The organism is Siphonobacter sp. SORGH_AS_0500, from assembly GCF_031453245.1.
GTDB lineage: Bacteria > Bacteroidota > Bacteroidia > Cytophagales > Spirosomataceae > Siphonobacter.
Window position 1 is genome coordinate 1,513,244 of sequence record NZ_JAVIYT010000001.1, and the last position, 12,149, is coordinate 1,525,392.

A 12,149-nucleotide genomic window follows, 5' to 3' on the forward strand; every position below is an offset into this window, starting at 1 on the left:
AATTCTGGGATGCTGGAAGATTTCGCTAAAGTATTAATTCCAGAGCAGGATGAATTATTGATGGAGGTAGAGCAAGTATTGATTAAAATAGAAACTGCTCCCCGAAAAGCTATCTATAAAGATATTCACAAAGCAAAGGCTTTAATACATACCTGGTTAGCCTGGCAAGAAGATCCCGGAACGCCGATGGGTTTGGGTATTACTAAATCGTATCTGAATCACAACCACGAATTAGCCATTCGTTTTGTAACCTGGCTAAACGCCCTTTTTAACCCAACAACAAACAACTAGTAACAAACAACTCAACTACGTTGCTTTATCCTAAAAACATAGAAGAAAAACTCGGATTCGACCGGATTCGTCAGATGCTTAGCGAGGCTTGTCTGTCTTCGCTGGGGCGGTCGTTTGTGGAGAAAATACGCTTTTCTGACCGCTTTGACCAGATTCAGAAGATGGTCGGGCAGGTAGCAGAAATGAAGGAAGTCGTGGCTCACGAGCCCGATTTTCCGCAGTCAAATTACATTGATGTTAACCAGCAAATTGCCAAAGCTCGTATTGAAGGGGCTTTTTTAACCGAAGAAGAATTCTTTGATCTTAAATTATCGCTGCGAACGATTCAGAGCATTCAGCGATTTTTTGAGACTAAAGAAGAACCCAGTTTTCCGCATTTACGGGAGCTGACCACGCAGGCTTTTCAGGAGCGTAAAACAGACGATGACGACAAACCCCGTCGCAGCAAAAGCGATGAATTGTCGCAGTTACTGAAAGAGATTGACCGGATTATCGATGATCGCGGTCGCCTGCGGGATAATGCTTCGGCGGAGTTGCAGCACATTCGCCGGGAGTTAATTGCCGAACAGAGCCGTCTGCGGCGAACGCTCGACTCCATGCTTCGGACAGCTCAGCAAAACGGCTGGGTGCCCGAAGGGGCTACCATGACGGTGCGGAATGGCCGGATGGTAATTCCACTGGTGGCGGAGCATAAACGCAAAATTCGTGGTTTCGTGCAGGATGAATCCGATTCAGGAAAAACGGTCTTTCTGGAACCTGCCGATGCCTTAGAATCGAATAACGAAATCCGGGAACTGGAATCGCGGGAACGTCGGGAAATTGTGCGGATTTTAATGGAGTTAACTTCTAAAGTCCGGCCCTATACCGAAGAACTCAAGCGAGCCTACACCTTCCTTGGGATTGTTGATTTTATCCGGGCTAAAGCAAAACTGGCTTTGGAAATGGACGCGAATGCCCCGCATTTCGTGCAGAAACCGCTGGTTGACTGGCACGGAGCCCGGCATCCTTTGCTACTGATGAGTTATCAGAAACAGGGCCGGAACGTAGTGCCTTTGCACGTAAAACTGGATCACGAAGAACGGATTTTACTGGTTTCCGGCCCCAATGCCGGGGGTAAATCAGTAATGCTGAAAACCATTGGTCTGATTCAATATATGTTCCAATGCGGATTACTGGTTCCCGTAGATGATTTCTCTACGATTGGACTCTTCCGCAATCTATTCATGGACATCGGTGATGAGCAGAGTCTGGAAAATGACCTCTCGACGTATTCGTCACACTTAACCAATATGAAGCATTTTCTGCTTCATTCGGATAAGAAAACGTTGTTCCTGATCGATGAATTTGGAACGGGAACCGAGCCGAGCCTGGGCGGAGCCATTGCTGAAAGTATTCTAAACGAAATCAATCGTTCGGGAGCCTATGGCGTGATTAACACGCACTATTCCAACCTGAAAACCTTCGCAGACCGGACGGATGGCCTAGTAAATGGAGCCATGCGTTTTGATGCCGAACACCTGGAGCCTCTTTATCAACTGGAGACGGGCAAGCCCGGCAGTTCGTTTGCCTTTGAAATTGGTCGGAAAATTGGATTACCCAAGCCTGTACTTGATGCGGCCCGCCAGAAGCTGGATCGGCATCAGGTTAATTTCGAAAAACTTTCGAAAGAGCTGGAGATCGAGAAAAAGGTATTTCAGGATCGAAATGCTCAGAATTTACAGCGGCAAAACGAACTGGATAAGTTAACCGAACAATACCAGACGCTGAAGAATTACCTCGATACCGAGAAAAAACGTTTACTCAACGAGGCTAAGGCTCAGGCGAAGGAATTGCTGCGGGAAGCTAATGCGAAGATCGAAAACACGATTCGTGAAATTCGGGAACAGGGAGCTGAAAAATTGGCTACGAAAGAAATTCGTCAGCAGTTAACGGATTTCTCCAGCAAACAGCTCAAGGAAGAAGTGATCGTTCCCCCGAAAGCGGCTCCGGTGAATGAAGTGGAAGTAGTGGGCGGAGTCATTACGACGGGTTCGCTGGTTCGAGTGAAAGGCCAGAATACCGTGGGTGAAGTACTGGAGCTGAAAGGCAAAGATGCCGTCGTAGCGATTGGTGATTTACGAACTACGCTCAAGGTTAATCGCCTCGAAAAAGTGAGCCGTAAAGAATTCAAGGCCGCTACGGGTGAGGAAAAACCCCGGGCCAAGCTGACCGGCGTTGACCTCAATGAAAAAGCAGTAAACTTCTCGTTTAATCTGGACATTCGCGGACGACGTGGCGAAGAGGCCATGGTTGAAGTTGATAATTTCATGGATGATGCCATCATGCTGGGTTATCCTGAGTTACGAATCGTTCACGGAAAAGGAGACGGTATTTTACGCCAGCTCATCCGCAATCACTTGCGTACGTATTCGCAGGTAGGCCGCATGACCGACGAGCACCCGGATCGGGGTGGAGCAGGGGTTACCATTGTTGAAATGAAGTAAGAAGGTCATTACAAGGACAAAATTGTAATGACAATAGTTACGCATGCTTTTTAGCTAACCACCTCGAAGCAGTTAACTGGTTAGCCAACTCTGGGTAAAACTAGGGCCACTTGTTTAAGAGAGGGCGGGGTTATTTCGACTCAGAAATAACTTCGCCCCCTTTTATTTAGCACAACCCAGAAGATTCACAGGAAAGTGCTATTTTGCAGCTTTACAAGTGGAAATACTGGTTCAGCGTTTTTAAGTAACCAGACGATCATACAAAGAGAATGATGCATTTTTAACCAAAGCGATTCATTTTAGTTACTTACACTGGAAGTAGAACCTACGCCGGTCGGTAATGCTATCTTTTTCATCCCAAAGATTCGTTTATTCATTTGCAGCCCATCCTTATGGCGAAGTCAAACACTAAACCTCAACCTCAGGAGATTATTCCCGAAGTTTCGGCAGAAATACCTGTAACTTTCAAACCAGTAGAACCCATCAGTCGGTTTACGGAATTTGATATTCACCTGTTTGCTTCAGGCAAACACTTTAAACTCTACGAAAAATTCGGCTCACACGTAATGGAGCATGAGGGCGTAACGGGAACGTATTTCGCCGTTTGGGCACCCAACGCCCGTTACGTATCAGTCATTGGGAATTTCAATTACTGGGATCGCGGAACGCATCGGTTATATGTTCGTCTTGATAGCTCAGGAATTTGGGAGGGATGGATTCCAAACGTAGGCAATGGCGAAGTGTATAAGTATTTCATTGTAGCCAACTCGGGCGAAGAAATGGAAAAAGGCGATCCCTACGCCCTGCGTTGGGAAGAGCCACCCTCTACCGCCAGTGTGGTTTGGGATACCTGGTATGAATGGAAGGACTACCAATGGCTGGAAGAACGGGGAGAAAAGAATAAACTGAATGCCCCGATGTCCGTGTATGAGGTGCATTTAGGTTCCTGGCTTCGGGACCCGAACGAACCCGATCGCCGTTTACGCATTCCTGAATTTGCCGATCGTCTGGTGGAGCATGTCAAGGAATGTGGATTCACGCACGTGGAGTTCATGCCCATCATGCAACACCCCTACGAACCTTCGTGGGGTTACCAGATTACGGGGTATTACGCAGCAAATACCAAATACGGTTCTCCGCAGGAAATCATGATGCTGATTGAAAAACTGCATCAGAACGGAATCGGCGTATTGCTTGACTGGGTACCGAGTCACTTCCCCGGCGATTTGACGGGTCTTTATCGATTTGACGGGTCACACTTGTACGAGCACGCAGATCCTCGTCAGGGGTATCATCCCGACTGGAAATCGTATATTTTCAACTATGGAAGAAACGAAATTCGAAGTTTCCTGCTTTCAAACGCCATTTTCTGGCTGGACCGTTACCATGTCGATGGCTTGAGGGTTGATGCAGTAGCTTCGATGTTATACCTGGATTACTCACGGAATGCGGGCGAGTGGATTCCCAATGTCTTTGGTGGAAGAGAAAACCTGGAAGCGATTTCGTTATTCAAGGAACTAAATACTATCATCTACCGGGAGTATCCTGATACTCAAACCATTGCTGAAGAATCAACTGCTTTCCCTGGGGTTTCACGTCCCACGTATACCGGTGGGTTAGGTTTTGGAATGAAATGGATGATGGGCTGGATGAACGATACCCTCAAGTACTTCGAAAAAGATCCCGCTTACCGGAAGTACCACCAGGATCAGTTTACGTTCAGCACAGTGTATGGCTTTACAGAAAACTTCATGTTACCGCTTTCGCACGATGAAGTGGTGTATGGGAAAAAAGCCCTGGTTTCTAAAATGCCCGGCGATGAATGGCAGCGTTTTGCAAACCTTCGGTTGCTGTATACGTACATGTTCACGCACTCTGGCACGAAGCTGATTTTCATGGGTGGTGAATTCGGGCAAACCAGCGAATGGAATTTCACGCAATCGCTTGACTGGCATTTATTGCAATATGCTCCGCATCAGGGTATGAAAAACCTGATTTCGGAAATTAATGCTCTCTATAAAAAAGAGCCAGCCTTATACGAGAAAAGCTTTACTGCCGACGGCTTTGAATGGATAGATACGCAGGATAAAGAAAACACAGTAGTAGTCTATTCGCGTAAAGGCAATAGCCCGAAAGAAACGCTGGTAATAGCCCTCAACATGACGCCCGTTCCGCGTACGAACTACCGGGTGGGTGTACCCATGCAAGGAATGTACACCGAAATCTTCAACTCAGATTCAGTTCGTTTCTGGGGTACGGGTCAGTATGAAAATGGAACGTATATGGCCGAAGAAATCGCTTGGCAGGGTAAAGCTTATTCCATCGGTATCAACATCCCTCCTTTATCAGGCGTAGTGTTTAAAGTATGGTAATAGAGTGTTAATGTTTTGAGTTTTTTACTTTGAGTTGAATAAGAGAGAGGCTCGGTTCTTGAACCGAGCCTCTCTTTTTAATGCCGCTGGCAGCGTGGTTCGGCCAGCTTTTTCGTTGATAGCAGTTACTTGGTTGACCAGCTTATGCTGCCAGCGAAAAGCTGGCCGGGCCACGTTGGCAGCGGATAGACCGAGAGGTTATGGCAAAGAAATAGAGAACAGTAGAAAACAAGCTTAAAATCAAGTCTATCTCTTTGCTGCCGCTGCCAGCTTTTTTGCTGGCAGCAGTTACTTAGTGTCATCCTGCTTATACTGCCAGGTCGATTGTTAAGGGTAAAGAAAACGGAAAACTAACAACCGAAGACTAACAACTATAATGGATTTTGCTTCAGATTCGGGTTCAATACGATTTCTGATTCAGGAATTAAGTGCACTACCTGTTTATCCGTGGGAGGAACCGTTTGCTGGCCGGTTTGGGTGTTGTGATACCCTGGATAATTCCGCACCAAACTTCGGTTATTGCGATACAAATCAAAAGCCCGATGTCCTTCAAAGGCAAGTTCTAACCGACGTTCCTGCAATACGACGTCCAGAACGGTAGCTAAGCCTTTCAGATTACCCGTCGTAAAAAGCTCGTTACCCGTCAGCCCCGCCCGCGTGCGGATTTTATTAACGTCTGCAATGGCCTGTTCATTCTGCCCTTTTTTTGCGTACGCTTCGGCTCGATTAAGATACATTTCTGATAAACGTAACACTACGGGAGAACTTAAAGTCGGAATGCCACCCTGATTGGAAAACTTGGTAATGTAAACCTTATCAATCCCATTTCGCTTTTCCTGAGCACCCGTAGAAGTTAACTTCCGAACCAGAAACGAACGACGTTTATCATTAGAAAATTGATTAATCAAATCCTGATACGCCTGTGAGGCATATACCTCTCCCCAGCCTACGCCGCCCGGCGAGGTATAATACATCGAACCGATGGCACTCCAGGTTCGATCATCCTTCAGCGTATGCGTAATCGCAAAAATAGTTTCAGGATTTTGCTGATTTTCAAGGGTATAATAATCAGGAACCTGCGTGGGCGTAGCCAAGGTATATCGTCCGCTATTAATAACTAAATCCGCTTCCTGAATAGCCAGATCGTTTTGGTTTTGATACAAATAAACCCTTGATAATAAGGCGTGAGCTACTGCTGCCGAAGCATAACTACTGGTTTTATCAACCGTCATTAGCGTTGCCGCTTTCTTGAGGTCCGTTACAATGAAGTCGTATACTTCCTTTACCGTAGCCCGGCTGGCGTTATCATCCGGCGTTAAATCCGTTTTAATAATAACTCCGGGATTACTTTCGGGACTTTGGGTATAAGGTCTTCCGAAAAGCCGTACCAGGTCGAAATGAATCATGGCCCGCAGAAAAAGATTCTCCCCAAGAATTTGATCCGTTTCCGTCGATTGCCCTTCGCGAACCGCTGTGATAACTTTATTGCAGCCAATAATGGCGGCATAGGCTTTCCGGTAAATTTGTAAGGCATTCGCCTGATCAGAAGTATGGCGATACGTGTAAGTCAGAAATAAAGGATCCGTCGTCGTTCCGCTGAGCGTAATATTATCCCCCTGATACTCATTCATAATGTACAGGTTCCGGGTATAATCCTGTTGCTTGATGATGGAATAGTTACCATCCGTAGCGGCCCGCAAGCCTTGGGTGTTGGTTAATAACTCCGACTCTGAAAGGCCGTCGTAAGGCTTTTTGTCAATGCTGCATGAACTCAGCAGGACCAGACAAAGAGGGAAGATTCGTAAGGTATGAAAAGTCTTCATCGCTGAATTAGAAACTAAGTTGAACACCAAAGACAAACTTTTTGCTGAAGGGATATTTCGTCCCTACTTCGCCCGTACCGGGAACGTCAGGATCAATTCCTGAAAATTTCGTGAGGGTAAATAAGTTATCCGCCGAGGCCGTCAGGCGAAGACCCGCCAGTTTGGCCTTCTGCATGAGTTCTGACGGGAAATCGTAACTCAGGCTAATGTTACGTAACCGCAGGTAATTACCACTTTCAATAAACCGCGAAGAAGGTCGCTGCGAGTTATTATTACCACCCAGCACGTATTTAGGATGCGTGGCGACATCGCCCGGTTGTTGCCAGCGGGACCATCCGTTCGATAAAGCCATCAGGCTGTACCGATCATAAGCTCCGTCACTGTCGAATAACTGGCGGTCGCCGTTGTAAATCATGGCTCCGGTTGAGTAAGTAAAGAAGACGTTCAGCTCCAGATTTTTCCAGGTAAGAACTTCCCGAATACCGCCAAATAGTTTGGGGTTCGCATTCGTGCCGATGAATTGCAGGGTGGCTTCGTTATAGTTTGTGGTAGAGCTGGTACTACCGTCCGTATTTCGTTTTTCCCAGGTGGGGCTGCCCGTTTGTGAATCCACGCCGAGCCAGCGACGGGTGTACCAGCTATTCAGCGGCTGATGCAGAGCAAAGGGGCGTAAGCCATTCGCAACGAACGTGCGATCGCCGTAAAGCTCTGTTAACTCATTGCGATTCATACCTGCGTTTACTTCCATGAGCCATTTAAAATCCTTTTTCTGGATAATGTCGCCCGAAAGAACGAGCTCCAGACCCCGGTTACGAACGGCTCCGATGTTTTCGGTGATGTAGGCATAACCACTGGTTCCCTGCAAAGGCCGATTAAATAAAAGATTATTGGTCAGTCGGTTATAGACATCAGCGGTGATCGAAAGGCGTTTCCATAGCGTTAGATCTACCCCCAGGTTAGCGTTATTGGAGACTTCCCAGGAAAGATTCGGATTTTCGATACGAATAGGGTAAGCTGAAGGAACGCCCGCGTATTGATCCGTCAGATCATACAAACCCTGAGCGGCATAGTCACTGATACCGTCGGCGTTACCCGTGGTTCCATAACTTGCCCGAAATTTCAGTAAGCTAATGGTTTGATTATTACTTAGAAAAGCCTCGTTACTGGCGTTCCAGGTTAAGCCGACGGCGTAGAAATTCCCGAATTTCTTACTTCGGCCAAACTTGGAAGAACCGTCCCGCCGGAAAGAGGTCGTTACGATATATTTGTCGTTGTACCCGTAATTAGCCTGAAAAAGATAGGAGGAAAAGGCGTTATCGGTCTTAGTTCCTTCGATGCTTTCGGGCTGGGAGGTTGCATCCAGAATGTCGAGACCCGAGTAAATACCCTTACCCGTTGCTCCGAGCGATTGGTAATAATAGGTTTGGTATTCATAACCCGCCAGTCCGTCGAGGCTGTGACCACCCGCAAACTCATGTTTGAAGCGTAATAAATTGGAGGTTAATAACGTGTAATTCCGACTATTAAACTGACTCAGACGGCCTTGCACGTCAGCCGCACTATTGCCACGGGCATCCTGGCTACTTTCACTGTAATAAATGCTGGTCTGGGCCCGATTGGTTGTAGAAAGCGTTAGCCAGGGTAATAATTCATATTCAGCTTTGAAAAGCAAATCGCCTGCCAGAGTGTTTTCATTGAATTTTTCAAACTGCTGGTTATAAATGAAGTTAGCGTTGTCGCGTCCGTACCAGCGTTTGGCCCCGGTGATAGGATTATAAGGCTGACCTTCGTAATAAGGATCGTCGTAAGGCAAATACGTGTATGCTCCGTACAGCGAACCACCGCTGTTGTCGTACCCACGGGTATACGTTCCGGCGGCATTAACGGTGAAATGCAGTTTATGGGTTACGTCATGGTTGAAGTTCAGCCGTGCTCCGAAACGATCCAGACCCGTTTCTTTCAGAATACCTTCTTCCTGATAATAGTTACCACTCACAAAAAATCGACTCTTTTCTGATCCGCCCGAGGCGTTGAGTTCGGCTAACGTATTAGAAGCCGTCCGAAAAGCCTGATCAAACCAGTTGGTATTCGCATTGGCTTCGGGAGTAGGCAAGAAGTCATTCACATTCTGACCGGGGCGGTCGCGTTCAAAAGCCTGTTTTTGCAGGGCATATAATTCCGGGCCATTCATCAACCGGAAATTTCCCAGACTCAACTGACCCACGCCTTTATTGAAGCGGGCGGTTACTTTTGTTTTTCCCGCTGCCCCGCGACGGGTAGTTACAACAATGACGCCATTGGAAGCTCTTGCTCCGTACAAAGCGGTGGCGGAAGCATCTTTCAGGACCGTAATGGATTCAATATCACTCGGGTTCGGAATGCCACCGATAACGCCGTCTACCACGTACAGGGGGTCAGAGCTGGCCGTAAGCGTTCCCACCCCGCGGATGATGATCTTGGGAGCACTTCGTGGATCCCCCGAGTTAGTTCCCACCTGCACTCCCGCGGCTTTTCCCTGTAGCATCTGTGAAACGCTGTTGGCCGTTACATCTTTCAGGTTCTTGGGCGTGATCGCCTGAGCCGAACCCGTCATGTTTTTCTGCGTCGTGGAGCTATACCCCATTACCACAACTTCATTCAGTTGCGTATCTGATTTTTGCAGGGAAATGTCCAGCGAAGTGCGATTTTCGACTGCTACAGACAACGTCTGGTAACCCACCGAGCTGAATTCCAGCGTAGCTGCCGAACTGACCTGAAGCGTAAACTGACCGTTGGCGTTAGTCGTTGTACCCTGCGTGGTGCCCCGAACCAGAATATTTACACCCGGTAAAGGCTGTCCGGTATCGTCACGAACGGTTCCTGAGAGTGATAACTGCTGAGCGTAACTGCACAGACTTATCATCAGCCCAAGTAAAACAAGGGAGAATTGTTTCATGGTTTTAAGTAGATCAGTGAATAGAACAATCAGAAAAATTGGGATATAATCTTCCCCTTAAGCACACTTCTGGATGGGCTTGGTAATGGTACATTTCAAGTACGGAGGCGTGAATGCTGCAGACAGTCAGCACCAGGGTGAAAGCGGAGATACCCATCAGAGCAAAGTTCTATGTGTATCTCCGGTACTAATTAAATAAGGTTTAGAGTAGAGTAATTTCCCGCATTAGTTTTATTAATAACAAAGCAAATGAATGGCAATTGTCAGGTGTTTCTGCTATGAAATTACGAAGCAAAAGACGGAATGCAATAGGCTCTGAGAGCTCAGAAACGGCGAAAAGCAGCTTCTATGAATGTGCAAACGTTTGTTATGGGATGAACAACCGTTTGCACAAATAATAATAATTTTTCTATGCCTACGCTAAGTACGAAGTAGGACTTGGTTATAATCTGGCTGCTTAAGAACTTCCTGAAATAATAGATCTGTTTTAAGAAGATAATGCAAAATAATATTTGGTATCAGTGGTTTAAAATAGGTTTTAAAAGGGTTAATGAATGGGCTTTTTATAAATAGGTTCTATTTGATATTAATTTGACTGAATCAAAGTGGATAAGGTCTTTTCTTTAGGCGAATGACTATTCCTGAAAAACTTTACCGAACTTTGCCGGCCCCTGACGCGTTTGGGGGTTTGGAAACAATACACACGAATGTTCCTGACTATTATGAAATCAAAGCTTCACCGCGTTCGGGTAACGCAGGCGGAGCTGAATTACGTAGGTAGCATTACCATTGACCAGGATTTAATGGAGGCTGCTAACCTGCTGGAAAACGAAAAAGTACAGATTGTTAATAACAACAATGGCGAGCGTTTTGAGACATACGTCATTGTTGGCGAACGAGGAAGTGGGACCATTTGTCTCAACGGAGCCGCTGCTCGACGGGCCCAGGTGGGAGATATTATTATCATCATGGCTTACGCTCTGATGACGCCCGAAGAAGCAAAAGTGCATAAGCCAACGGTGGTATTCCCAGATGCTAACAATCGTTTGGTTAAATAAAAAGGAGCTTTTCAGCGAAGAATCTTTTCTTCTGATCGTGAAAAGACCGCAAGAGTTTTAGGGCGAGGTGATTCGGAAACGGGTCACCTCGTTTATTTTTGCCGGAAACCTGTCGATAGTAATTAAGAACAATGAAGAAAGCACTTCAATATTTAGTATTTGTAGGCCTGGCTGTGGGCTTGATCTGGTTTGCCATTCACTCCGGCACCATTAACCCGCAGCAGCTTTGGGCGGATGTTTCGCAGGCCGATTTTCGCTGGGTTGGATTAATGATTCTACTAACCTTTGTGGCCCACGGTAGCCGGGCTGCCCGTTGGCGTATTCTGCTGGAACCCATGGGGTATACACCTTCGTTCTTTCACACCAATACGGCTGTCTGGCTGGGGTATTTTGCGAATAACCTCGTCCCTCGTCTGGGTGAAGTAACCCGTTGCAGTTCGCTCTACAAAAGCGATGGTATTCCCATTGAAAAGTCTTTGGGAACGGTCGTTACCGAACGGATTTTCGACGTGGTTTCTCTCTTTTTATTATTAGGCCTGAATCTCCTGCTGGACTTTAACCGATTACTGACATTCATTCAGGGGGCAACTTCGTCTACTCCAGAATCGGATTCGGGCGTGCCGGTGTTGATCTGGATTGTATTAGGAATCGTTGTGATGGGAGGAATAGCCGTCTTCTTTCTTTGGGAACGTCTGCTTCAACTGGCTGTTGTTCAGAAACTTGCCAAGGCAGGCCAAGGGCTGTTATCGGGGTTATTGAGCATCCGCAATCTCCGTCAGCCGGGCTGGTTTCTGTTCTATACCTGCATGATCTGGGGCATGTACTGGCTGATGGGTTACGTTTTGTTTTTCGCCATTCCCAAGTTTGCTGATCTATCGCCGCTGGTCGCCCTAACTACGTTAACGACCGGAGCCTTAGCCATGATTTTGCCTACACCCGGCGGCGTGGGTTCGTTTAATGCGTTTGTAGCTTTTGCCTTGCATTCCATCTATCAAATACCCGAAGCTGACAGCGGTACTTTGGCTACCTTTATCCAAAGTTCGCAAATGATCAGCACCCTGGCGATTGGCTTAGTGTTCCTGGTTGTATCGCTTTTAACGCGGTCTAGCCCGAAAACAATTGCTGAGGAATAGTTATTATAGAGTTACTTAAGGAATCAGAATCGTGATTTAATCCACGAGTATTGT

General features: G+C 46.8%; 7 protein-coding genes. 5 read left to right on the top strand and 2 right to left on the bottom strand.

Going from position 1 to position 12,149, the window contains the following annotated elements:
• The first annotated feature begins 9 nt into the window (after nt 1–9).
• From QE357_RS06275 to glgB, 3 genes are all read left to right on the top strand, one after another.
• On the top strand, nt 10–291 hold the full coding sequence (locus QE357_RS06275) for a DUF3226 domain-containing protein (protein ID WP_309706435.1): 282 nt from the start codon (nt 10–12) through the stop codon (nt 289–291).
• 20 nt (nt 292–311) lie between these two features.
• A complete protein-coding gene (locus QE357_RS06280) occupies nt 312–2,774 on the top strand; it encodes an endonuclease MutS2 (RefSeq protein ID WP_309706436.1) in 2,463 nt (820 codons plus the stop codon).
• A gap of 392 nt (nt 2,775–3,166) precedes the next feature.
• Nucleotides 3,167–5,146 (top strand): 1,4-alpha-glucan branching protein GlgB, encoded by a 1,980-nt coding sequence (gene glgB / locus QE357_RS06285; RefSeq protein WP_106636337.1) that lies wholly within the window; start codon nt 3,167–3,169, stop codon nt 5,144–5,146.
• Between the two features lie 371 nt (nt 5,147–5,517).
• On the opposite strand, the gene QE357_RS06290 is transcribed toward glgB, so the two are convergent.
• Nucleotides 5,518–6,969 (bottom strand): RagB/SusD family nutrient uptake outer membrane protein, encoded by a 1,452-nt coding sequence (locus QE357_RS06290; RefSeq protein ID WP_309706437.1) that lies wholly within the window; start codon nt 6,967–6,969, stop codon nt 5,518–5,520.
• A 7-nt stretch (nt 6,970–6,976) separates the two neighbouring features.
• Nucleotides 6,977–9,904 (bottom strand): TonB-dependent receptor, encoded by a 2,928-nt coding sequence (locus tag QE357_RS06295; protein ID WP_309706438.1) that lies wholly within the window; start codon nt 9,902–9,904, stop codon nt 6,977–6,979.
• Nucleotides 9,905–10,611: 707 nt separating this feature from the next.
• Here QE357_RS06295 and panD point away from each other — a divergent pair.
• Together panD and QE357_RS06305 are read left to right on the top strand one after the other, a co-directional pair.
• Nucleotides 10,612–10,962 carry an aspartate 1-decarboxylase gene (panD, locus tag QE357_RS06300; RefSeq protein WP_106636339.1) on the top strand — a complete coding sequence of 117 codons (351 nt, stop codon included), beginning with the start codon at nt 10,612–10,614 and terminating at the stop codon, nt 10,960–10,962.
• Nucleotides 10,963–11,093: 131 nt separating this feature from the next.
• Nucleotides 11,094–12,095: a lysylphosphatidylglycerol synthase transmembrane domain-containing protein gene (locus QE357_RS06305; protein WP_106636340.1), complete on the top strand. Its 1,002-nt coding sequence runs from the start codon at nt 11,094–11,096 to the stop codon at nt 12,093–12,095.
• Nucleotides 12,096–12,149 lie beyond the last annotated feature (54 nt).

What these genes read in the sequence shown, in the direction of transcription:
- QE357_RS06275 (WP_309706435.1), top strand. Translation starts at nt 10, where the DNA reads ATGCTGGAAGATTTCGCTAAAGTATTAATTCCAGAGCAGGATGAATTA.
- glgB (WP_106636337.1), top strand. Translation starts at nt 3,167, where the DNA reads ATGGCGAAGTCAAACACTAAACCTCAACCTCAGGAGATTATTCCCGAA.
- QE357_RS06290 (WP_309706437.1), bottom strand. Translation starts at nt 6,969, where the DNA reads ATGAAGACTTTTCATACCTTACGAATCTTCCCTCTTTGTCTGGTCCTG.
- QE357_RS06295 (WP_309706438.1), bottom strand. Translation starts at nt 9,904, where the DNA reads ATGAAACAATTCTCCCTTGTTTTACTTGGGCTGATGATAAGTCTGTGC.
- panD (WP_106636339.1), top strand. Translation starts at nt 10,612, where the DNA reads ATGTTCCTGACTATTATGAAATCAAAGCTTCACCGCGTTCGGGTAACG.
- QE357_RS06305 (WP_106636340.1), top strand. Translation starts at nt 11,094, where the DNA reads ATGAAGAAAGCACTTCAATATTTAGTATTTGTAGGCCTGGCTGTGGGC.